At 56.9% G+C, this 22,869-nt stretch carries 24 protein-coding genes and 1 tRNA gene; 13 read left to right on the plus strand and 12 right to left on the minus strand.

The annotated features are described in order from the left end of the window. Window positions 1-4: 4 nt before the first annotated feature. The 11 genes from gspK to phoU all read left to right on the plus strand — a co-directional run bounded on the left by gspK (window position 5) and on the right by phoU (window position 11,105). Window positions 5-958, plus strand: coding sequence for a type II secretion system minor pseudopilin GspK (gene gspK, locus ACO9S2_RS15265; RefSeq protein ID WP_423723243.1), 954 nt, complete (start codon window positions 5-7; stop codon window positions 956-958). A gap of 101 nt (window positions 959-1,059) precedes the next feature. After that, window positions 1,060-1,614: a hypothetical protein gene (locus ACO9S2_RS15270; protein WP_423723244.1), complete on the plus strand. Its 555-nt coding sequence runs from the start codon at window positions 1,060-1,062 to the stop codon at window positions 1,612-1,614. A 335-nt stretch (window positions 1,615-1,949) separates the two neighbouring features. Then, window positions 1,950-3,002: a PstS family phosphate ABC transporter substrate-binding protein gene (locus ACO9S2_RS15275; protein ID WP_423723245.1), complete on the plus strand. Its 1,053-nt coding sequence runs from the start codon at window positions 1,950-1,952 to the stop codon at window positions 3,000-3,002. A 76-nt stretch (window positions 3,003-3,078) separates the two neighbouring features. Then, complete coding sequence (locus ACO9S2_RS15280) at window positions 3,079-4,602, plus strand: hypothetical protein (protein WP_423723246.1); 1,524 nt, start codon at window positions 3,079-3,081, stop codon at window positions 4,600-4,602. Window positions 4,603-4,678: 76 nt separating this feature from the next. Then, window positions 4,679-5,215: a Slp family lipoprotein gene (locus ACO9S2_RS15285; protein WP_423723247.1), complete on the plus strand. Its 537-nt coding sequence runs from the start codon at window positions 4,679-4,681 to the stop codon at window positions 5,213-5,215. A 379-nt stretch (window positions 5,216-5,594) separates the two neighbouring features. Continuing rightward, window positions 5,595-6,503, plus strand: a complete 909-nt coding sequence (locus ACO9S2_RS15290) for a hypothetical protein (RefSeq protein WP_423723248.1) — start codon at window positions 5,595-5,597, stop codon at window positions 6,501-6,503. A 263-nt stretch (window positions 6,504-6,766) separates the two neighbouring features. Next, complete coding sequence (locus tag ACO9S2_RS15295; RefSeq protein ID WP_423723249.1) at window positions 6,767-7,747, plus strand: PstS family phosphate ABC transporter substrate-binding protein; 981 nt, start codon at window positions 6,767-6,769, stop codon at window positions 7,745-7,747. A 9-nt stretch (window positions 7,748-7,756) separates the two neighbouring features. After that, window positions 7,757-8,701, plus strand: coding sequence for a phosphate ABC transporter permease subunit PstC (gene pstC, locus ACO9S2_RS15300; protein WP_423723250.1), 945 nt, complete (start codon window positions 7,757-7,759; stop codon window positions 8,699-8,701). After that, on the plus strand, window positions 8,667-9,611 hold the full coding sequence (gene pstA, locus ACO9S2_RS15305; RefSeq protein ID WP_423723251.1) for a phosphate ABC transporter permease PstA: 945 nt from the start codon (window positions 8,667-8,669) through the stop codon (window positions 9,609-9,611). The genes pstC and pstA overlap by 35 nt, the downstream gene beginning before the upstream one ends. 4 nt (window positions 9,612-9,615) lie before the next feature. Then, a complete protein-coding gene (gene pstB, locus ACO9S2_RS15310; RefSeq protein WP_423723252.1) occupies window positions 9,616-10,401 on the plus strand; it encodes a phosphate ABC transporter ATP-binding protein PstB in 786 nt (261 codons plus the stop codon). 23 nt (window positions 10,402-10,424) lie between these two features. Further along, a complete protein-coding gene (gene phoU, locus ACO9S2_RS15315) occupies window positions 10,425-11,105 on the plus strand; it encodes a phosphate signaling complex protein PhoU (RefSeq protein WP_423723253.1) in 681 nt (226 codons plus the stop codon). 73 nt (window positions 11,106-11,178) lie between these two features. Here phoU and ACO9S2_RS15320 read toward each other — a convergent pair whose 3' ends face one another. The 5 genes from ACO9S2_RS15320 to ACO9S2_RS15340 all read right to left on the minus strand — a co-directional run bounded on the left by ACO9S2_RS15320 (window position 11,179) and on the right by ACO9S2_RS15340 (window position 13,304). Further along, a complete protein-coding gene (locus ACO9S2_RS15320; protein ID WP_423723254.1) occupies window positions 11,179-11,427 on the minus strand; it encodes a hypothetical protein in 249 nt (82 codons plus the stop codon). 18 nt (window positions 11,428-11,445) lie between these two features. After that, the gene (locus ACO9S2_RS15325; protein WP_423723255.1) at window positions 11,446-11,943 is read right to left on the minus strand and encodes a phosphate-starvation-inducible PsiE family protein; all 498 of its coding nucleotides are present in this window, start codon (window positions 11,941-11,943) and stop codon (window positions 11,446-11,448) included. An 11-nt stretch (window positions 11,944-11,954) separates the two neighbouring features. After that, window positions 11,955-12,083 (minus strand): hypothetical protein, encoded by a 129-nt coding sequence (locus ACO9S2_RS15330; protein ID WP_423723256.1) that lies wholly within the window; start codon window positions 12,081-12,083, stop codon window positions 11,955-11,957. A gap of 18 nt (window positions 12,084-12,101) precedes the next feature. Further along, window positions 12,102-12,485, minus strand: a complete 384-nt coding sequence (locus ACO9S2_RS15335) for a cyclic nucleotide-binding/CBS domain-containing protein (protein WP_423723257.1) — start codon at window positions 12,483-12,485, stop codon at window positions 12,102-12,104. A gap of 567 nt (window positions 12,486-13,052) precedes the next feature. Further along, a complete protein-coding gene (locus tag ACO9S2_RS15340; protein WP_423723258.1) occupies window positions 13,053-13,304 on the minus strand; it encodes a hypothetical protein in 252 nt (83 codons plus the stop codon). A 131-nt stretch (window positions 13,305-13,435) separates the two neighbouring features. Here ACO9S2_RS15340 and ACO9S2_RS15345 point away from each other — a divergent pair, with 131 nt between their 5' ends. Next, complete coding sequence (locus ACO9S2_RS15345; protein ID WP_423723259.1) at window positions 13,436-13,672, plus strand: hypothetical protein; 237 nt, start codon at window positions 13,436-13,438, stop codon at window positions 13,670-13,672. Between the two features lie 120 nt (window positions 13,673-13,792). Here the strand turns inward: ACO9S2_RS15345 and ACO9S2_RS15350 are convergent, their stop codons facing one another. The 5 genes from ACO9S2_RS15350 to ACO9S2_RS15370 form a co-directional block, all read right to left on the minus strand. Further along, window positions 13,793-14,086, minus strand: a complete 294-nt coding sequence (locus ACO9S2_RS15350) for a hypothetical protein (RefSeq protein ID WP_423723260.1) — start codon at window positions 14,084-14,086, stop codon at window positions 13,793-13,795. A 609-nt stretch (window positions 14,087-14,695) separates the two neighbouring features. After that, window positions 14,696-14,917, minus strand: a complete 222-nt coding sequence (locus ACO9S2_RS15355; RefSeq protein WP_423723261.1) for a helix-turn-helix domain-containing protein — start codon at window positions 14,915-14,917, stop codon at window positions 14,696-14,698. A gap of 362 nt (window positions 14,918-15,279) precedes the next feature. Then, a complete protein-coding gene (locus ACO9S2_RS15360) occupies window positions 15,280-16,809 on the minus strand; it encodes a diguanylate cyclase (RefSeq protein WP_423723263.1) in 1,530 nt (509 codons plus the stop codon). A gap of 435 nt (window positions 16,810-17,244) precedes the next feature. After that, on the minus strand, window positions 17,245-17,997 hold the full coding sequence (locus ACO9S2_RS15365) for a sigma-70 family RNA polymerase sigma factor (protein ID WP_423723264.1): 753 nt from the start codon (window positions 17,995-17,997) through the stop codon (window positions 17,245-17,247). Window positions 17,998-18,911: 914 nt separating this feature from the next. Next, window positions 18,912-20,324: a sigma-54-dependent transcriptional regulator gene (locus ACO9S2_RS15370; protein ID WP_423723265.1), complete on the minus strand. Its 1,413-nt coding sequence runs from the start codon at window positions 20,322-20,324 to the stop codon at window positions 18,912-18,914. Between the two features lie 182 nt (window positions 20,325-20,506). On the opposite strand from ACO9S2_RS15370, the gene ACO9S2_RS15375 reads away from it, so the two are divergent. Beyond that, a tRNA-Thr gene (locus ACO9S2_RS15375) sits at window positions 20,507-20,581 on the plus strand. Window positions 20,582-20,667: 86 nt separating this feature from the next. Here ACO9S2_RS15375 and ACO9S2_RS15380 read toward each other — a convergent pair. Then, the gene (locus tag ACO9S2_RS15380; RefSeq protein ID WP_423723267.1) at window positions 20,668-22,083 is read right to left on the minus strand and encodes a sigma-54-dependent transcriptional regulator; all 1,416 of its coding nucleotides are present in this window, start codon (window positions 22,081-22,083) and stop codon (window positions 20,668-20,670) included. An 8-nt stretch (window positions 22,084-22,091) separates the two neighbouring features. Further along, window positions 22,092-22,868 carry a hypothetical protein gene (locus ACO9S2_RS15385; RefSeq protein WP_423723268.1) on the minus strand — a complete coding sequence of 259 codons (777 nt, stop codon included), beginning with the start codon at window positions 22,866-22,868 and terminating at the stop codon, window positions 22,092-22,094. Between the last annotated feature and the right edge of the window lies 1 nt (window position 22,869).

Consider the following 22,869-nt stretch of genomic DNA (forward strand, 5'->3'; position numbering starts at 1 on the left):
AGCCATGCGACGAGATGATGAACGGGGCGTCGCCCTCCTGCTCGCCCTCCTGATTCTCACCCTCCTCACGGCCCTTATCCTCGAATTCGACGCGGAGGCCCGGCGAGAATATCGCGATGCCGCCGCGTTCCGCGATAATTTCAAAGCCAGGACGCTGACGCGGGCGGCGGTCCAGGCCGCGCGGGCGGTCTTACAACAGGATTTTCTGAAGGACAAAATGGCCGGCGAAGCCTACGATGCGCCCACCGACCTCTGGGCCATGCCGATCAAGAACTACGCCATCGGCGACGGATTGTTGAACGCTCAGATTGAAGACGAGAGCGGAAAATTGAACCTCAATGAGTTGGCCGCTAACCCCGGAGACGAGCTGCAACGCAAGGCCAAGATCCAACGATACAAACGACTGTTCGAGCTGCTGCAGCTCAATCCTGATCTGGTGGAGGCCCTGATCGATTGGGTCGATCAGGACGAAACCCAGGAACCGGCGGGAGCGGAAAGTCTCTATTACCAGTCGCAACGCCCGCCCTATCGCGCAGCCAATGCACCCCTCACCGGTCTCGGCGATCTCCGGCTGGTCAAAGGGTTTACTCCGGACATCATCGACCGGCTCTCCCGCTATGCCACGGTCTTTCCCGCGGGAGGCGGGGCCTTGGTCAATCTGAATACGGCTGACCTGATAGTGATCCAATCGCTCGATCCTGCCATCTCGCAATCCATGGCGATGGAAATTGTCCAGGGTCGACCGTATAAGAAAAAAGAGGACTTGGATCGAATCGGCAGCTTCCAGGAGATCGGCGCACAATTACGCGCCTCACAGAGCGGATACGACGTCAAAAGCGACTACTTTTCCACCCATCTCTCGGTTACGGTCAACGATACGACCAAGACGGCCTGGGCGGTCCTGCGCCGCGATCCCGGCAAAGGCGAGAGCGCCGTACTGCATCTACAGACCTTCTAACGGTTCGCGTCCCCCCTCCTCGGCTCTCAGCTCAGCCTGACGTATTTACCAGCAAGGAGCTCCTCGCGACTTGAGGGCTGACCCTGTCGATCAGTCTGAACGTGTTGCTCCTCAGTGTCTTCCTGGTGGGATGGATCACGCCGAATGTCAAAACGACCTTCATGCCGGACATCGAAACGCCGATCATCGGCCAGCATACACGCATTCGTCCGTTGGCGGCGGTGATCGGATCTGTCGCGATCGGCGACCATGTGTATGTGGCCCCTGCCGCCTCGGTGCGCGGCGACGAAGGCCAGCATATTCATATCGGCCATGAAAGCAACGTCCAGGATGGGGTGGTCTTGCACGGGTTGGAAACCTTTGAAGGCGATCACGAGCTGTCCGAAAACGAAGTCGAGGTCGACGGAAAGAAATATTCCGTCTATGTCGGGAATCGCGTCTCCTCGCTCATCAATCGCAGGTGCATGGACCGGCCAAAGTCGGCGACGACACGTTCGTGGGCATGCAGGCGCTCGTCATCCGGTCAGAGCAGGGCGATCATGTGGTCGTCGAGCCTGGCGCCAAGCTCATCGGCGTCAAAGTCGCCTCGGCCGTTATGTGCCGGCCCTCCCCATCATTACCAAACAGGCCCAAGCCAATACCCTCCCGCTGATTAGGTCCGACTATCCTACCGGAATCTGAACGAGGGGGTCGTGCACGTGAATATTCAATTGGCCGAAGCCAGCCACAGGCTATCAGCAAGTAAGCGTTTTCTCCCTCCCCCGGCCGAGCACTCATATGAGCGGTTGCCCATCGGTTTTTCCACCTCCCGAGCCCATTCCCCATTTCTAAACGAATAATTAACAGTCCTGTAACATTGAGGTTACTCCCCCGCAACCCTCCGTCGGTAGAGTTGGCACCGTTACGAGACGTTACCACCAAACAGGGAGGACACGGGATGCAGCGATACCACCCAGATCACCGATCATTTCAAGGAAGATCAGTTGCAGGGATGTTTCTGACCATCGTGCTCGTGCTGGTTTCCTGGGTCAGCGAAGCCCCGGCCGAAATCGCTGGGCCGCTGGCGGCTATCCCAGGCGATTCCTCGCTGCCCCGATACAATCCTCAGGCCCAAGTGTCCGGGAGTTTGAAAGTGCAGGGATCCGAAACCATGTATCCGCTCCTGAATCGCCTTAGCATGGAATTTCAGCGGCGTCAGCCGAAAGTCGCGATTGAGGTCAAGGGAGGAGGATCGACCAAAGCCATTGCAGAGTTCCTCCAGCCGCCTCTCAGCAAGACCGGCAAGGTCATGCTGCTCGAAGAACGCACCAAGAACTTCCCTATCATGACCACCTCGCGTGAGTTGTTCGATGCCGAAACGAAAGAGTTTGTGGCCCAGCATGGTTATGAACCGACTGCGGTTCCGGTTGCCGTCGATGCGGTCGCACTCTATGTGCACAAGGACAATCCACTGACAGGTCTCACGCTCGATCAGGTGGATGCCATGTTCTCGACAACCCGCAATCGGGGATACAAATCGGCCATTACCCAATGGGGACAGCTTGGGCTGACAGAAGGATGGGAGAAGGCTCCGATCCAGCTCTATGGTCGCGACCGCAAATCAGGCACCAGAGCCTTCTTTCAAGAACATTGCCTAGCCGGTGGCGAGTTCATGCCTGGCCTGCACGAAGATCCGGGCGCCGCCTCCGTGATTCTGGACCTGAGTCGCGATCAATTGGGGATCGGCTATAGCGGGCTCGGGCTGCAAGCCTCTGCCGTCCGGGTCGTTCCGCTCGCGGAAACAACCGGTATGCCGTTTGTGACCCCGTCGTCAGCGACGGTCGCGGATCAGACTTATCCCTTGCGGCGAGTGCTGTATCTCTACATTGATAAGGATCCGAAGACGCCGCTCCCGGCTGCCGTGCAAGAATTCCTGACTTTTATTATGAGCCAGGACGGACAAGAGGCGGTGGTCAAAGCCGGATTTTTCCCCTTGCCTCCTACCCAAGCGGCAAAGAGCGCCGTGGCCATCGGGCTGACGCCCGCTGCGGCACCGGTCCGGTAATGCGGCAAGGAGCGACAACGGCACATACGTCTCGCAGCCACGCATATTTCTCATGGAACGGAAGAAGGAGATCGTGATGAGAGCATTTCGCAGGATGGCTGGTATCGCCCAGGTGGCGGCACTTGCCATGATCACAGGAGGACTGTCGGCGGCCTACGCCGAAGAACCACGGCCCGTTCAGCCCCCCGCCCCGGATTCAACCATACAGGCTGCACCACCAGCCAGAGAGCTTCCACCGGGTGGAATCTCCGTCGAGGATCTGCTCCTCCAAAAGGGCACGATTACGATGGATGAATGGATTCAGATCCGTGCCGAGCAGGAATATAAAATCGCCGACCAGACCAGACGGCTCGATTCGGTGGAAGAATGGAAATCGAAAACCGAGCTCTTACCGATGCTCAGAGACAAGGTCAATTTCGGCCTGAACGCCCTGCAGTTCCTCTATGGCCATGTCGACGCCAAAGTTCCAGAGGGCAAAAGCCAGGACAGTTTTTCCATCAGACGCTCAGAAATGCTCTTCTGGGGAAAAATCAGTGAAACGATTCCCCGCTGGCACGTGCTGATGGAGTTCCAGAGCACCGGTTTGACGAGCAACACACCAACCAGCGGATCCGGGTCGCCGGCTTCAGCGACCTTCTTTCGGGAAACCTATATCGATGTCCGTCCGATTCAATCCTGGGCCCCCAACCTCAATATGATTCGCCTCGGCATCTTCCGTATGCCGTTCGGTATCTTTACCGAAACATCCGGTGGGTTGCGGGATATCATCAGTTCCCCCTATCTAACCTCGGTTGGCGGCGGTGGAGGACCGGGACAAAATAGAAATGGTACCGGTGGCGCGATCGACTTCATCCAAGAGCGCGACTATTTTATCGATGTGCGAGGGAAAATCGCCAACCGGCTCGAATATGTGGTTGGCGTCATGAACAATAATAATTTTCAGGCTAATTCTCTCGTGAGCACGACATCGGGCGTTGGCGGGGCCAACCAGCCCAAAGCCTTTTATACACGGGTACGACTTTTTGGAAATGATGTGTCGTTTATCAGTTTCACGACGATTCTAGGTGAATCGAACAACGCCGGGACCCTGATTAATGGTCGCGGCAAAGGCGACTTCGACCGGTATGGCATCGATTTCCGCTACACATCCAAGATACTCCCCGGCTTCGTGCTTCAGGGAGAATATTGGCAGGGGCACGACGGGGCCAACGCCACGACGGTGGGCACAGGCGCCAACGGAGACTGTCCTGTCGGCTGCGGCGGGTCTGGCGCACCGGGCATGCACCGGCGCACCTGGTATGTCCTTTCGAAGTATCTCATCACAAGCGGCCCGTTTGAGAACTTTGAACCGACAGTGATGTATGAACAATTCGATCCCAACACGTGGATGTCCAATGACATGTACACGAGAACGATCATCGGGCTCACCTATTACTTCGAGAATTTTCCGCCCAAAATCCAATCCAAGATCCAATTCAACTATGAATTCCGTGACCACTCTGGCTTGGGAACGGGACCGGCAGCGGCTGGTTATAATTCGGCAACAGACCCGTTTGCGAACAACGCCTTCTTTGTCCAATTCCAGGTTCGGTTTATGTAAAGATAATTTGGGCAATGTAGCCTGACCAGAAGTTTGGCATTGCATTGTTCCTTGGCTCGGAGTAAGGAGGAACGGTATGAAATCGATCACCTTGGGCGCAGTACTATTCGCAGGCCTGGCACTTAGCGCCTGCACAGCAAAGGCCGTGTTTCCACCTGAGGTGGTAAAGGACGTGGACCCTAACTTCGACTTTGCTCATTGGCGCATGCTGCCGAACCAGGCCGAAGCAAAAAAGATTCAGCTTGGCGGCCGCATTGTGAATGCCGAGACGAAAGGTGACACGGTGACCATCGTGGTCGCTCAGCTTCCTATCGTCGAACATCCCGCCTATGGTCCGAAGGATACCGGAAAGAGGAGCGGCGAGTTTGCGATTTCCTACCAGGGCACCATCAATTCAGCATTTCTCCAGCCGGGGAATCGATTGATTGTGATCGGCACGACCCATGCGCCGATGGTCGTTAACGTCGATGATCTTCCGAGAAGTCTTCCGACCGTGTCAGCGGCCTGTGTGCATTTCTGGAAGACCGGCGGGCGAGACATTGCGGATTTTCCGTCGTACGGTGGCGGTTATGAAACGCTTGAGGAAGAGACCATGTGCGCAACCAAGCCCTAAGAGGCCGTGATATTTTTCTCTTCTCACGATGCTTGCTGCGCGTTCCGTTCGACATATGGCGGGTCTGTACCGCCGCCATGTGCCTGAGCGGTCTGGCCAGCTGCGGATACGATGCAACGCTCCAACGCGAAACCCCAAACGGAGGCCTGGTGACGTTCGCCATTCAATCTGAGGCCGACGTACTCACTTCTGACGGCCGGCAAGAAGCCTTACGCATCATGGAGGACAAATGTCCGTCCGGCTATCAGATCGTCAAGGAAGGTGGAGTCCCCAAAGTTAGCCGGGCCGCCGATCGCGCCTGGGGACCCCAGATCGGGACCGATCGAATATGGGGGATTCAATTCACATGCAAATAGGCGCCTGTTCTCGACCCTTCCTTTTGGCCTGTGCGCTTATCCTGAGCATTGAAGTCCTTTCAGGATGCAGCCTCCTGAACCCCGAACGGTTGGTGTACGACCAGCAAGGCATTCGCATCGGACTCGAAGCCGATCCCACGATAGCTCGTTCCGGCAATCAGCCAGTCAACGATCACCCGGCCATTCTCACGTCAGAAGAAATCCAGTCGTTGCTCCACGTCATTTTTGTCAGCGGCTGGAGCGGAACGATTCTCGGCATGGTGGAAACACCACGACCGGTCCCCCTGTTTACCGAGCGGCAGCTCTCGACAATCTCATCAGCGCTTGTCGCCGCCTTCCGCGAGGCAAAACCAACCGAACGGGTCTTCTTTTCTTTACCCAAACCGGACGTTTCCTATAGCGAAGATCGAACAGCCGGGGCCCTGTTTCTCCGAGGACGCTACTTGCACGTGGTCGTCACAGACCATTCGGCATTCCTCACTGCCGACACGGCCGGGGGAGATCTTCGGGACGTTCGTGACACCAAAGGCATGAACCTCTGGGTCTCAAACGAGGCTCAAGCCGCAACAGTGCCCGACCTCGAAGAGCCGCGATGGGCGCCCTTCGAGACCGTGCATGTGTCATTGAACGTCAAAGACACCTTGGCCAGGCAGGCCAAACCGTTCCCTGCCCGCATAAATAGAGAAGCAAGAGCGCCACTGTTCCCCCCGCCTGCGCCATTGCTCCCGAAAACGGCTCCGGCCGGTGTTTCGTCGGAAGATCTGCAACTCCAAATTCGCGAACTGACCAGTTCCAATCTGGAGCTTCGCAGCCGCCTTGAGGAACAGACAAAGCGGATGGAACAGCTGAATCAGCAAATGGAGCAGCTCCGCCTTGAACTTGATGCAGCCAGGTCCAAGAAGCAGCCCTCACGGAAATCTCCTGCCCAATAACCTCCTCCAACCCAACTGTCGGGTGAGCCTTTCCAAGAGATGGCTGTGCTCATTACGCCTGGTTGCTAGCTACACGCTGATATGAAGGATTGCCCCCTGCTCGTCAGGAGAAGTTAACATAGAGTTAACATCCGCGTAACAGAGATGGAAGAGGCTCCGGCTATCTTGGACACATCTAGAACTTATACTGGCTTGGCTAGGGAATGACATATCTGAGGAGGAGCGCTATGCGGTTTGGGCAAATAAATGGAATGAGAGTGGCGATGAGCCTCGCTGTCCTGGGGCTCTTGGCCTGGCCCGTCAGTCCCACACATTCTGAACCTACCACCCTCGTGAAAATCGATGGGTCCAGCACCGTGTTCCCCATTACCGAGGCAGTCGCCGAAGAGTTTCAGAAAGAGACTCGCGGAACGGTCCGCGTGACGGTGGGAATCTCCGGCACAGGCGGGGGATTCAAGAAGTTTTGTCGCGGTGAAACAGACGTGCAGGATGCTTCCCGCCCTATCTCGGCAAGCGAGATGGAGGCCTGTCGCGCCAACGGCATTCAATATTACGAATTGCCGGTCGCGTTCGACGCCTTGACCCTGGCCGTCAGTCCTCAAGCGACTTGGATTGATACAGTGACTGTGGAAGAACTGAAGAAGATCTGGGAACCACCGGCTCAAGGAAAAGTGACAAAGTGGAATCAGATCCGTTCCACCTGGCCCGACCAGCCGCTGAAACTGTTCGGAGCCGGTTCAGACTCAGGCACCTTCGACTATTTCACCGAAGCAGTCGTCGGAAAGGCCAAGGCGAGTCGCGGCGATTACACGGCGAGCGAAGATGACAACACGCTGGTTCAGGGCATCTCCAACGACAAACATGCCCTTGGTTATATCCCCTACGCCTACTTCGAGCCGAACAAGAAGCGATTGAAAGCCGTCGCGGTGGATGGAGGCCATGGCCCGGTGCTCCCGTCAAGAGAGACAGTCGAGAACGGCTCCTACCAGCCGCTGTCCCGTCCGATGTTCATTTATGTGAATGCGACGGCAGCGGGCAAGCCGGAGGTGAAACGATTCGTCGAGTTTTATCTGGCACAGGCTCCGCTCCTGGTGCCTCAGGTAAAGTATGTGCCGCTCCCCAAGGAAGCCTATAACCTGGCGGTCTCGCATTTTCAAAAGGGGAAACTGGGAACGGCCTTTCAGGGCATTTCCACCATCGGCATGAAAATCGAAGATCTCCTGCGCCGGGAAGCGACACTGTAACGGTACCCTATGGATGCTGATGTTGTGAAAACCGCGGCCTTCAAAAAGCCCGCTGCATTTCGGATCGCCACTCCCCTATTCCCACGAGCCAAGGAAAAGGGCATTGAGCTGCTGTTATTCCTGGCGGCATTGACCTCAGTCGCCATCACCGTAGGCATTGTCGGGGTGCTCGCCTACGAGTCCTTCTCCTTTTTCCGGCATGTCTCTCTCCTCGAGTTTGTGACTGATCGGCAATGGACTCCGCTTTTTGCGGAGCCGCATTATGGCATGCTCTCGCTGGTGTCCGGCACGTTGGTGACGACGACGGTCGCACTGCTCGTGGCGATTCCCGTCGGCAGCATGGTGGCTATTTACCTGAGCGAATATGCGCCGCACTCTGTCCGCGAGGCGGTGAAGCCAGCCCTGGAACTCTTGAGCGCCGTCCCCACCGTGGTGTACGGGTACTTTGCGTTATTGTTTGTCACACCGACTCTCCAGAAGATCTGGCCTGATCTACCCGGTTTTAACATGCTCAGCGCCGGATTGGTCATCGGCATCATGATTGTGCCGTACGTCAGTTCGGTCAGCGAAGACGCGATGCGAGCCGTTCCTGTCTATCTTCGAGAAGGCGCCTATGCGCTGGGCTCCACCAGGATGCAGACCGCCCTTCGAGTGGTCTTTCCCTCCGCACTCTCGGGGATTGCGGCCGCCTATGTGCTGGGGGTGTCACGCGCGATCGGGGAAACCATGGTGGTGGCGATCGCCGCCGGCATGCAGCCGACATTGACCTGGAACCCGCTTGAACCGGCCGCCACGATGACAGCCTACATTGTACAAGTCAGCCTTGGCGATGTCCCGCACGGCAGCATCGGCTATCAAACGATTTTTGCGACAGGTCTCACACTCTTACTTATGACATTGGTATTTAACATTGCCGGCCATGTCCTCAGAAAACGCTATCGACAAGTCTATTAAACCCGCCCCGCTGCAAGGGATCATCGCGCGCCACAAGCGCGCCGATCTGCTCTTTGCCGTCGCAGGACTCTTGGCCATGCTCGTGGCGCTCGTCGTCCTGCTAGCCCTGTTGGGCCGGTTGGCCTTGGACGGAGCCGGTCGCCTGTCATGGCAATTCCTGACCTCCTTCCCGTCACGCTTTCCAGACCAGGCCGGTATTCTGAGCGCCTGGATAGGAACTATTCTGGTCATGTTCCTGACGGCACTGACCGCGGTTCCGTTGGGACTGGGAGCCGCCATTTATCTGGAAGAATATGCCCCCCGGAATTGGATGACCGACCTGATCGAGATTAACATTGCGAACCTGGCGGGCGTCCCGTCGATCGTCTATGGCCTGATGGCGCTCGGCCTGTTCGTGTATGAATTTCATCTTGGGCAGAGCTTCCTCACGGCCGGTTTGACCCTGGCCATGTTGATTCTGCCGATGGTCATCATCGCCACGCGCGAAGCCATTCGGGCGGTGCCGCCGCAGATTCGGGAAGCGGCTTATGCGCTGGGCGCCACCAAATGGCAAACGGTCAAGGATCACGTGGTCCCTTACTCAATGGGCGGTATCTTGACCGGATTGATTCTCGCGCTGTCCCGGGCTGTCGGCGAAACCGCGCCGCTGCTGACCGTAGGGGCCTTGTCCTTTATCGCCTTTCTCCCGCACCCTCCGTGGCAGTCGGAGATGCCTTTCCTGTCCTTTGAGTGGATCTTCGATCCGTTTACCGTGATGCCCATTCAGATGTTCAACTGGGTGTCACGGCCGCAGGAGGCCTTTCATGTAAATGCCGCCGCGGCCGGGATGGTGCTGCTCCTAATGACCTTAGCCATGAATGCGCTCGCGATCGTGATCCGTGCGCGCTTCAGAAAACGGATCCATTGGTGACAGCATGACGATCGCAACCGAACCGCACGCGCTGCTCAAAGCCGAGGCGAAGAACCTGAGTTTTTATTACGGCAGCGTCCAAGCCCTCAAGCAGATCTCCTTGGAACTTCCCGACCGACGGGCGACCGCCCTGATCGGTCCCTCCGGATGCGGAAAAACAACCTTCCTGCGTTGTCTGAATCGCATGCACGATTTGTATCCGGGCAATCGGTACGAGGGAGAAGTCCTGCTCTATCCCGATCAGGTCAATCTTATCGGCCCTGACGTGGACCCCATTGAAATCCGTATGCGCGTCGGCATGGTGTTTCAAAAGCCCAACCCCTTTCCGAAATCCATTTATGAAAATGTGGCATACGGCTTGCGCATCCGCGGCACCTCACGACGCGATCAGCTTGACGATATTGTCGAGCGCGCCTTGCGCGATGCCGCGCTCTGGTCTGAGGTCAAAGACCGGCTTCATGGCCTCGCATTCAACCTCTCAGGAGGCCAACAACAACGGCTCTGTATCGCCCGAGCCCTGGCAACCGGCCCGGAAATGTTGCTCTTCGACGAGCCGACATCAGCGTTGGATCCGACCGCCACGGCCCGTATCGAGGAACTCGTGACAACGCTCAAAGAGAAGGTCACGATTGTCATCGTGACTCATAACATGCAGCAGGCGGCGCGCATCTCGGATTACACGGCCTTCATGTATGAGGGCCGGCTGGTTGAGCGTGACCGCACAGAAATCATTTTTACCAACCCCTCGAATAAGCTGACCGAGGAGTATGTGACCGGCCGGTTCGGCTAACGACGGCAGAAACAAGGACGGAGATGCACCGACACATCGATGACGAACTCGCCGATCTGAGAGCGCAAATTCTACGCATGGGCGCCCTGGTCGAAGAGCAAATTGAGCGATCGATCAAGGCCTTGGTCGATCGGGACGTCGCCTTGGCCTCTCAGGTCATCGAGCGAGACTCGCTGGTGAATCGGTTCGATGTCGACATCGATGAACGGTGCATCAGGCTGCTCGCGCTTCAGGCGCCGACCGCGGGAGACCTGCGGTTTGTCACCACCGCCATGAAAATCTCCACGGAACTCGAGCGGATGAGCGACCTCGCGGAAAACATCTGCGAGCGGGTCATTGAACTGAACGAAGAGCCGCAACTGAAGCCCTACATCGATATTCCCCGGATGGCCGATTGGGCGATGAGAATGGTCCGGGAATGCCTTGATGCCTTCGTCCGGTCGGATGCGGCGCTGGCGAGGAAAGTCTGTGCCGACGATGACTTTGTCGATAATCTGACGCATCAGCTCTTTCGGGAACTTCTCTCCTTCATGATTGAGAATCCCGGAACGATCTCCCGTGCCATCCGCCTGACCTTCATCAGTAAGTCCATCGAACGAATTGCCGACCATGCCACCAATATCTCAGAGTTGGTGATCTACATGGTGGAAGGCAAGATCATCCGCCACATGACCTCCTCCGCACACCCTGATACGACTCATTGAAGAAGCAGGAAAGGCGGGAAGGATCGCACCGGGTTCATGCTGCTCGCGTGCCTCTACCGGCGGTAGCAGGGGGTTAGGCAGCGTAGTGGGAGGCGAATATGGTGTACTCGGAGCGATGCCGGCGCAGGGTGATCTGGCCGCAGCGGGCCAAACGATCGATCGCGTGGAAGATCTGACTCCAGCCATATTCGGGCATCAGGACGATCAAGGCATCCAGACCAATCACGGCCTGCTCGTCGAGGTGCTTGAGAATGACTCCTTCAATCCTGTCCGCGGACGTCGCACGTGAAAGGGGTGCATCCAGCAAAGCATTGGTTGTCATAGCATCCTCCTGAACGTATTAAGGCAATGACAGCCCAGGTGGCTGTGTCTGCCCGGCTTGTGCCGGCTGTGCTGGACTGAAGCGCACCGCCACGACCCGGATCAATCCGAGAGTCAGCAGAATACCCGCGAGAAGCGCCAGCTTCTCCCACTCCCCTCCCGTGAACCAGAGCGAGATCACCTCCGTCAGCATCACGACGAGCACCGTATCGACGATAAAGGTGACACGGACTCGCCCTTCCGAAAAATAGGCCAGAGTTGTTTTGAGCACTTCCACGACCGCCAGCAGGGTCAGCGTGCTGACGATGAGATGCCGGAGCCCGATCTCAAGGTCGGCGGTCCATAACAGACGCAGGCCGATGAACGTCTTCATCACGCCTCCGGCAAGCCCTACCAGAATGGTCACGATCAGCAGGCTCAGTACCAGTTGGGTACCCTTCTCCCAGATTGCCGCCAGATCGGAGGGACCGGCTTCGCGCCCCGGCTTGGGAAAGCGCAATTGGAGCCAGGCAGGCATAGAAGCGCCGGTCATCGCCCGTCCTTTCCTGAACAGAAGTTGGCTAGATCCTTGTAGAAGGACTGCGCAAACAGGAAGAGTCCCAGCACCGCCAGTCCCTGCAAGCCGAGGCCCATCGCTTCACCGATCAGTTCTGCCATGAATACACTTCCCTCCGGTTAAAACTCATCGATCGAAACCGGATGCAGCAAATCACGGACGGACAGAATCCCCACGATCTCGTCCGCTTTAAGTACCGCGAGATGCCTGGTGCCATGTTGCTCCATCAGATCGGCGGCTTCCGTAATCGGACGCCGCTCGTCGATGCCGACGATCGGGCTGCTCATGATCTCTTCGACAGGTATGTAGTAGGGCGCCCGCTCCGCTCCGACCACTTTCCTCACAATATCCAGCTCGGTGACGATCCCGACGAAACGATCGTTCTTTTTGACAAAGACACTGCCGATTTTATGGACAGTCATCGTCTTGGCCGCTTCGATAGCCGATGTCCCCGTCTCGACGTGAATCACGCCTTGAGTCATAACGTGGCTGACAGTAATCATGCAGACCTCCTGTGAATCGATGGCGGAACGGGAATACTCAGGCACTGTGAGAGCCCGTCCGCATCGCGGATGCGGAGGAGCGGGATGATGGTTTTTCTCCGGAGTCCCAGAAGCGTGTTGCAGGCATAAACCAGTGGAATGAGAAGGGCGAGACACCACACCGCGACAAATATCCAGGGCTCATGCTCCATGATTCCGATCTCCTGTTTACCCGGAAGCGGAAGTCTGCTTTCTTTCTTGGAGAGACTCTACCGGAGCCCTATTCCGGGGACGTCACGGCCTGGTTAATTCCCGGTAAACTCCGTCCCGACCAGACCGGTGCAAAGCGGCGGCCCTCCGCATAAGGCCAGAGAGAACAGCGGGGTGAGAGAATCGAGGTTGATCACGGCGAAGAGGACCGGAGCCCGCCCGTTAATCAAGGAGAACCGAGAAGGTCATGCCATCCTTGCTACTCGAAACGGAGTGTCTTCAGATCTATAGATCCTCCTCCCCATTCGAACCGGCACTCCGGAGCGAGAAACACTCCCCTCTCATGACATACCCTCCCTCTGGACTTCTATCGTGTTGTTATCCGTTCTTTAAGAGGCCGGCCGCACCCTTCTTTGCGAGAGAAGAGGACCTGTGCGAAAAGATGCCGCCGGACTGCGTCGATAACAACGGGCAGTGGGTGTTGCACACAACACGCAACGATGGTGCCCCGATCACAAGGATAACGGTGGTGAGCTGCAGGATGGAGTCGATATGTGCCCCTTCAAGGACCTGTCCTTCGATGGTCGACCCGATGGCAGGCGCAATGCCGGCCATGGTCGCGATATTCACGTTGAAATGGTTCTGTCGGGACAATGCTCAGGGCGATGGAAGCAACTGATTCCTCACCACTACTTTTGAGCTATTGTACCCGGAATCCGGTCTTTGATACGGTGTTGCCAGGTCGCACGATGGGGGACCGCATGAACTCGTCGGACAGTCTAATCCTCGACGCAAAGCAGGCGATACTTGAAGAGCAGCATCGCCGCTTTCAGGCCCTCCAACGGGAAGGCAGATGGGCCGAGGCGAGGCAACAATTCCAGACGACCATGAGTTGCGCCGCAGACCTGTTGAACGACTCTCTCAAGCTGCTGGAGCGTGTCATCGAGACCCAGCACCGGCACTCTCAGAACCTTCCTCCAAGTGAGCCGCCCATCTAGTTCGTCGCATCCTCCATCGCCGATTGCCTGTTGGGGAGCAGGGCGAGATTCAGATTCAGCACAATCAGAACCCGATCTTGGCGATAGTGGCAGCAGTACCGGAACGTACCAGTCCATTGATCAGTGCATCGGAATGGATAGGACTCGTGAATGATCATTAGAACCGACACGACCTGCCCGTTCCGCACAACACACCTGGCCCAGATTCGAGAGCGATTCTGAAAAGCCTGTAACGGGAGAGCCATTCAGCCTTGGCAAGGCGAGCAGATCGCTCACGATCTGCTGCTTGGCCTTCTCGTCACCGTGGCTATCGTGCGCACACAACCTGCAAGTTGGCTCGCGGATATCGACGGCGTTATTCTCAATATTTCCGTTGACCAGCGGAGCATGCTCGATGAGCACGATTGCCGGCATGTAGCAGGCTGCTGAAGAACCGTTCTGTACCCTGTGCATTCCAGATCCGCATGGGGTTACGTGCCACATCAGGACCGCCCGCAGGCCGTTCAAAAAGGCCGTCCAGCAAGGCCGCAGTGAGCTCAGACGCGAGAACGCCGCTGGCGGACTTTTTCAACGGCCTGCTAGAGTGTGTCGCCAGACGAACGGGCGACACTTCACATGCATAATGAGCGGGACGCGGTATTCGTGTCGATCACCACCAGCAGAATACTATTAAGCAAGATATCGAGCAGGGCTTGATCACGATGGCAATAGCCTCATTCGTGACAATCAGCCTGTATAGCGGACTAGCTCCCGATCTAACTGGAGTAGGTTTCGAATCGAAGATAGTTCAGCATTCGGCATAGGCAGAAAGATTGTGTTCCTCCAATCGCGATGTCAGCCGGCTTACGAGCCAATACTTCTGGTGATGCCGACGGTGTTCGCCTTCTGCATTGCTTAGAGGACAACAGATCGCATTCCCTTGTCACCGCAGGAATGCTACGCAACGACACCTGTCTGACGCCGGGAAGACAGACTTCCCCCTCATCGGCTTGTACGGTCGGCCTTCGGAACAGCAGGGAGACGTTACGCTGCCAGGGACCGGGTATGCATCCACTCGTGGATGTCGCGTCGGAGAAAGCGCCAATGTTTCCCGATTTTTGACGCCGGCAATTCGCCGATCCGGGCGAGTTTGTAGACAGTAGATTTAGGCACCCGTAAAAATTGTGCCACTTCCGTCACTGTCATGATCTCGCCATCCGTTGTGGATGCATGGAGCATGATTGGAGTTGCTTCAGAATTATTCATAGTGAATAGAGTATCGGTGTGACCGCTGGAAAACTTGAGAGTGCGATGGCGCTTGATGCGGCGAGTGGTATTTCAGTGTCGCCTGCCGGTGGATGAGCCATCGAGAGAGGGGTCATGCCTGTTCGGGTTTTGCCGACGGGGAACCGAAGACAGTGCCGGTATCCGCTGTCAACCGACAGGAACCTGTCATCACGGCAGGGATTGCATCCGTCGCACAGGGGCAATCGCTCACGACACGGCACTTCCATTAAGAGTCGGTTATCGATGTGCATCCACTCACGATCCTCGTCGCAGTCTCCGCGATACGGGCGAGAGATGCTTTATGCGCCGGAACCGCCCTCCCCTCCTCCTTCAGATGATATTCAGGCCGCCGCGCAAAGCGCCGCCGCCTGAACGGGCGCCAAATGCAATGGGCTGTAAACGACAACGCAATTACGCCCTTGGGCCTTGGCCGCATACAACGCCGTATCCGCCGCGTTCACCCAGTCGGCGATCGAGGCGATCGTAGGATGGGGTGCATCGGCGATGCCGATGCTGACGGTGGTGCGTACCATTCCATCATCCAGGCTGAAGGCCTGCCGTTCGATGAGGCTGCGCAGCCGTTCCGCCAGACTCTTCGCCTGTTCAAGCGACGTGTGCGGCAAAATCACGGCAAACTCTTCTCCCCCGTAACGGCCGACGATATCGACATCGCGCACCGTATCAGTCATGAGTTTCGCCAAATCTTTTAGCACCCGGTCGCCGGCGGTATGGCCAAGCCGGTCATTCACGGTTTTGAAATAGTCGAGATCCAGCAGCATCAGGCAGGCCGAGGCACCATATCGCAGGCCGGCTTTGAATTCGCGCGTGAGAGGACCGTCGAGGGAGCGACGATTGAGGACCCCTGTGAGGGGATCGCGCGAGGCCAGCTCCTGAATATCCTGATAGGTGTCAGCGTTACGCAGGCTGAGGGACAATGACGTGCCCACGGTGGCCAGGAGTTGGTGCTCCTGCTCGCTAAAAGGGATTGATCCGGATCTCGCGACATGCAACACACCATTGTTATGCGGTCCAAAGACGAGGGGAATGTCGTAGGCCACCCCATGCGGGAACCGGCACTTCCCCGCTGGATCTGTCGCAGACGATACAATCGGCAGGGGGCGTGAATGAATCAATCTCAAGGTCGTCGCACCGGAGGTGATCCGGCTGGGTGCATGCTCCACGCTCCTGAGGAGGTGCGCGCGGGCCGCTTCTTCGCGCACAGGGTCGGCCTCACGTGACCAGGTCCAGATCTGAGCACGAGTATTTCGAGCCACCCCGATGAGGTCGGCGCCGATCAATGCCGGCAGGCCTGCAAACAAGGCCTGTACCACGTCCTCGGATTTGAGCGATCCGGCGAGCGCTTGCGTCAGCTGGTTCAACCCGGCTAGGCGCTGGTTGTATTGTTTCAACATATCCCGGTCATGCGCCAGCGTGGAGTTTGCCGAGGCCAGTGTTCCTGACAGATTCCGGACCTCGATGGACATGCGTCGCTTGGCCAGGCCGCTGGTAATCGAGTCGGCAAGACGGCCGATCGAACAGGGCCAGCTGATATAGTCATACGCACCTCGCCTGAGGTAGAGAGCCACAGAATCCGCCTTGCTGCTTCGCCCCAACAGAATGATGCAGAGATCGCTTGGGCCTGCGGCGGCTTCATCCAGAAACGCCAGGGTGGCGTCAGTGTCCGGCCCCACCTGATAGAGAATGGCATGGACACCCGCCCTAATTGAGTGATCGAGGCGGAACCCGGCGCGGGGCACCGGCACGAAGGATATGCCGCGATCGGCCAGATGATGCCAGCGTCGATCTCGATGCAGGGCCGAGGTGCCGACCAGTAGGACAGTCGACGGCATCATGTCTCCCTGAATGTTCACGGCTTCCTTGGTTTATCCGGATGTCCGGGCACCATCGCAACCGTCTTGTGCGCGTGGCACTCCCGGCCTTCGGCATCCCATGAAACACGATCATTTGTTCGTTGTGACATGATACTGATTCCGCTCATTGATGAACTTCGCGAGCTTATTAGAGGCCGGGACCAAGGCCGTCATGTCCTCCGTCAACGCCTGTAGATTGACTGTCATTCTTATCGGCTGATCCAGCAAGGACTTGAGGTCGTAACACAAGGAGCAAGAATCGACACCAACGGGGCTCCGCAGAGTAATCCTCCAACCCTGGTACGAACTCAAGCTCCGGCGGATCCGCTAGACAAACAAGAGCTCGACCGGTTACGCACTTGCAACAGCGCCTGCACCCTATGGCTGAAATGCGCCATCCGCGCATGCGAGGGCGAGACGCGAGATGTTACCCTGTCACTGTTTAACGTGAAGATGAGCTTTCAGCCGCACGATCGCTTTCGTATGGATTTGGCAGACCCGAGATTCCGTGACCTTCAGCAACTCGCCGATTTCTTTCATCGTGAGCTCCTCAAAATAGTAGAGCGTCAGAACAAGCCGCTCTTTCTCAGGAAGGTCTTGGATCGCTTCTGCAACCGATTCCCGCTCACGCCCGTTCACCAGACTGGAGAGCGGATCAAGCTGATGCGTGTCGGCGAGCATTTTGACGACCTTGTGCCCGTCCGGTTCCTGCAGCCCCAGTTCATCGATGCTGATCATGACAGCTCCTCTCGCCCGCGAGAGAAAACCGTCAAGCTCTTCCATCGGCATCTTGAGTTCGTTCGCTACTTCTTCATCAGACGGCGGACGCCCCAGCCGGTTTAATAGCGTGAGATGCGCTTTTTGTAAAATCCCGATGCGCTCATGCACCGATCGCGGCACCCAATCCATTGAACGAATTTCATCCAGCATGGCGCCGCGGATGCGGAATTCCGCATAGGTCTTGAATTTTGCCTCACGGGACGGATCGTACTTGTCCATGGCATCCATGAGGCCGATCGTCCCCACTGAAATCAAATCTTCCGCATCCAGATAGGCGGGAAGCCTGAAGGCCAGACGATTGGCCATGGCCCGTATCACATACGCGAACTCCCGGATCAGCTCTTCGCGATAAACCATTCCGCTGGGAATTGCCGGATGCTCTCGACTGACTGCGGCTTTGCTCATCATAGATTCGCTATCGCTCCATCAGACTGCCGAGGTGGTGTGGATCAATCGTTCCCACAGCAAATGCACGGAATTCTTGGAGAACACAGACCTCTGTCACTGTATGACCTATTGTCCGATCCGAGTGATCGCCTTTCCGGCATTGTTCCCTTTCTTCCTGGCGAGAAAAGCGCACCCGAGGGCCAGCAAGACGCGATGGCCGTCCGGCTGGTGCCGCCTATGGGCCATGGCGCGCTCATACGTGGATTGCGCTCCTGGTACCAGGCCTGTTGGAGGTCAAGATCCGCGATGCGCCACTCGCCGCGTTTCGCATTGTCTGATTGAGGGGACTCAACCGCCATGGTCTTATAGAGGTTGATGGCATTGAGACGGTGCGTGCTGGATAAGCCTTCGCGCAGAAACACCTCTGCCGTAAATGCGAGGACTGAGGGAGCCAGTGCGATCCCCGGCCACTGCGCCGGCACCTTCCCGAAATAATGCCGGACCCGCGCCCATTCTCATTTTTGCAGGCGCTGATGCCTTCCTGCAGGGCCAGGCTCTCCATCCCTTGGGAAAGGCCTTTACAACGCGGCCCTTTATCAGACAACGTCCCGCCCGGCATATCGACCGGCTCCGGCTGTACGAACGAGGCTGGCCCTGGGGCTTGTGAGAATTCCTGGGTGGCGCTTGGGGATTCACCGAACGCAAGGGAACGCTCGATGCACCATAGGAGCAGAACAGGCGTGAATTGTTTCCAAACCAATCGTAACGAGTTCACAGCTGGACTTGATCAGCAAAGACCATGCCCCTTCGCAGGAACGGCAATAACTGGGGAAAATTGAGCAACCGGCAGCTCTGACCTGGTGACCATCCATTGCGCTGTCAGAACTCTCGACAGTGCACCGGATGAGACAGTCAATGAATTGACAAGGGGGGGACTAGTTGGAGAGCGCGTCGAGTTGAGCCTTGACGTCAAAACCTTTACGTTTGAGCTTTTCGACGAGAGTGGTCCGATTGACATGCAGCAGCTGTGCGGCTCTGGCCGTCACCCCGTTCGCTTTCCGCAAGGCTTCGACGATCAACTGGTTCTCGTACTGTTCTACTTCGTTGGAGAGATGAATCCCGTCTTCCGTGAATCGGATGAAGTGCTCTTTCATTTCGGCGGGACGCGCGGGCTTGTGCCTGATCTTCTCGGGCAAATCGGCCACAGTCAACAGCCCCTGCTTTTTCAGGACCACCAGCCGCTCAACCATATTTTCCAACTCTCGAATATTCCCGGGCCAGTCATACGCCGCAAGGAAACCCATCGCTTCGGGAGCAAATCCCGTCACCTGGGTGTGTTTCGTATCATTAAAGCGGGCCAGAAAATGCTCGACCAGCAGCGGAATGTCGCTCCGTCGATCGCGCAACGGAGGGGTCACGATAGGAATCACATTGAGGCGATAGTAGAGATCCTGCCGGAACCGCTTTTCCTCCACCATCTTCTCAAGGTCCTGGTTCGTGGCCGCAACGATACGCACATCGACCTGAATCGTCCGGTTTCCCCCTACCCGTTCAAACGCCCGTTCCTGCAGGACCCGCAGCAACTTGACCTGAAGCGGGAGACTCATTTCACCGACCTCGTCGAGAAAGATCGTCCCCCCGTTGGCCATTTCAAATCGCCCCATTCTGGTGTTGGCAGCGCCGGTGAACGCCCCTTTTTCATGACCGAACAGTTCAGACTCCAACAGGTTTTCCGGAATCGCGCCACAATTCACAGGCACCATGGGGCGGTCTTTTCGAGAACTGTTGAAGTGAAGCATCCGCGCGACCAGCTCCTTACCGGTTCCGCTTTCTCCTTGAATAAGCACCGTACTGTCGCTATCGGCCACTTTTTCCACGAAATCAAGAACCTGGCGAATGGGCTCGCTCACCCCGATCAATTGCTCAAGCCGATATTGATCGCGGACCGCTTTTCGAAGGAGATGATTTTCCTGACGGAGGCGCTGGAACTCCACCGCCTTTCGCACAACGACAATCACGGTTTCCGGATCGAACGGTTTGGTAATAAAATCAAAGGCCCCGGCCTTCATGGCTTGAACCGCGCACTCCACCGTTCCAAACCCCGTCATCACGATAGGAATAATCTTCGCGTCGATTCGGCTAATCCGATCAATGACCTCGAGACCATCGAAGTCCGGCAACTGAAAGTCTGTCACGACGATCTGAACGGGGTGATCCCTCACCATTTGGACGCCGCTCGTGGCATCCTCCGCAACGGAGACCGCATAGCCCTCATTTACGAGTGTTTCTTCCAACACCTCGCGAACGGCTTGATCGTCATCGATGATGAGAATGTGCGTCTGAGCCATGGTGTTTAGTTCCGGTGCAGCGCGGTTGAAATTCGGGCTAGAATAATGCGCCGCTGTCAGCAATGCAAGGGAGGCTATCCGATCGCGTCAGATCGCAGGAAGGGAGACTTTCTTGACAGGATCTTTCGGGAGTTGCTAGGGTGTTTTTCTGCGCTCATCGTGCGCGGCATGAAACATAGCGGGCTGGCGTAGCTCAATGGCAGAGCAGCGGTTTTGTAAACCGCTGGTTGGAGGTTCAATTCCTCTCGCCAGCTCCACACATCTCTCAGTGCCGTACCGAATCAGAAGACTTCAATCTTGCGCTTAGATTTCAGTACCTTGCACGCCAGACCTCGCTCGCCGATTACGACTTGATCAGCTTTTGCTCTCCCTCCATGTCCTCCATCTCCTCCTCCGCCGCCGCGTCTTTGGTGGACGACGGATGCAGGCCGTATTTCCGCAACATCTTATAGAAGTCCGCTCGATAGCGGCCTGCGAACTGAGCCGCCCGCGAGATATTTCCTCCCGTCAACTGCAAGACATTCTTGAGGTAGGTGCGCTCAAACTCCTCTTTTGCCTCCGTGAGAGGCTTCAACGGTGTCTCCGCAGACACGCTGACCGACGGAAGCAATTCCGGCGTAATCATGTCCTGGCGGGACAGGACGACGGCTTTTTCAACGGCGTTCTCCAATTCACGCACGTTGCCGGCCCAGGGATTGACCATGAGCCGGTGGAGCGCCGCAGGAGTAAAACCGCGGACATCCTTATTCGCCCGCTTGACGCTCATCTTTAGAAAGTGCTGCGCCAGGAGCGGAATGTCATCACGCCGTTCGCGAAGCGGCGGAATGAACAACGGCACAACGGAGAGGCGGTAATACAAATCGTTTCGGAAACTCCCGTTCTTGACCGCTGCGCCGAGGTCCTTATTGGTCGCGGCAATGATGCGGACATCGATTTTGGTGGAAAGCTCGGACCCCACCTCGCGCACTTCCCGCTCTTGAACGGCACGCAGCAGTTTCACCTGCATCGAGAGGGGCATCTCCCCGATTTCGTCGAGGAACAGGGTCCCGCCGTTCGCGCTCTGGAACAGTCCCTTTTTCGGACCATGCGCGCTGGTAAAGGCCCCCCGGACATGGCCGAAGAGCTCGCTTTCGAACAGCATTTCTGGGATCGCGGCGCAGTTCAACGCGACAAAGGGGCCCTTGCTGCGCCGGCTGTTGGTGTGAATGACGCGCGCCATGACTTCTTTGCCGGTGCCGGTCTCGCCGAACAACAGAATCGTGGCATCCGAATCGGCGACTTGCGCGACCTGCTGAAACAGCTGCTGCATGGCCGGGCTGCGGGCCACGACATTTTCAAGCCCGTAGAGTTCCTTGACCAGCGATTTGAGCCGCAGGATTTCCCGGCTCATCCGTTGCTGTGACAGCGCTTTTTCGATGGTGGCTTTTAATTCTTTGTCGTCGAACGGCTTGGTGAGATAGCCGAAGGCTCCTCGCTGCATGGCCTCCACGGCATTGGGAATGCTCCCGTGCGCGGTCAGGATAATCACGGGAAGCTCCGGATGAAGACGAAGCAGCTCTTCGGTCACTTCGAGCCCGTCTTCTCCGTGGAGACGCAGATCGGTAATGGCGAGATCGAACATCGTTTTCTTCGCCTCGGCCTGCGCCTCTTTTCCTGTTGTGCAGGGCGTGACCGCAAATCCCATGGCCGACAGGCGCATTTTCAGGAGATGCAGCAAGCCCTCGTCGTCGTCAACAACCAGAATATGTTCGTGTTCCATGATCTTCCTTATTGGGGAATGCTTTCCTGGTTTGGGACCGGGATACCCCCTGTTGGTGGACGAATCGGGCGGACCTTCTCTCGCATCTCCTGATCAATCCGCTTCAGCGCGTCGAGCTGGGCGGACAACTCATCGATCTTCTTGTCACGTTCCTGCAACTGCTTTTGTAACGATTGCACCGGGACTGGTTCGGACGCAGGCTTTGGAACGTCCTTTTCTTTCTTCGACGTCAGCACCTCAATTTTTCGTTCCAGCTCGGCGACTTCCCGCTGCAGCGACTCGACCATTTGCGCATCCGATTCTTTGAGAACACGCAGCTGTTGCGTGATGATTTCCTTGTCCAGCAAGTCCCGCACCAGCCGACTCGCCACCTGACTCAACGATGCATGCGTGTCAGCCAGCGCCGGCGCATTGAATACCGCTTGCGCCCACGATTGTTCCTTTTGAACGTTCCGCTCCTGCAACAGCTGCAGCCAGGCTTGACTCGAAGCTCCGAGCCGGCTCTTGGGTGCCACAGCCAGAACTTTCCCGAAATACTTCTCTGCGACTTCACGGCTTTCGTAGAGACCCAACAGCGCTCGGGTAAAATACACGTGATCGCACGAGTTGTTCTCGTTGCATTTCATCGCTAACGCGTCCTGCTTCTTGACCAGTGCCTGATAGGCCTTGACGTCTGAGGGATCCGCAGTGAAATACGGCTGATGCATGGGCAAGGGGGTGGTCCACATGGTACATCCGCTCAACAGGATCGGCAGTACCCATCCCGCTCTTCTCAGCACAGCCATG

Source organism: Nitrospira sp. NS4, assembly GCF_049546785.1.
In the GTDB taxonomy this organism is placed as follows: domain Bacteria; phylum Nitrospirota; class Nitrospiria; order Nitrospirales; family Nitrospiraceae; genus Nitrospira_D.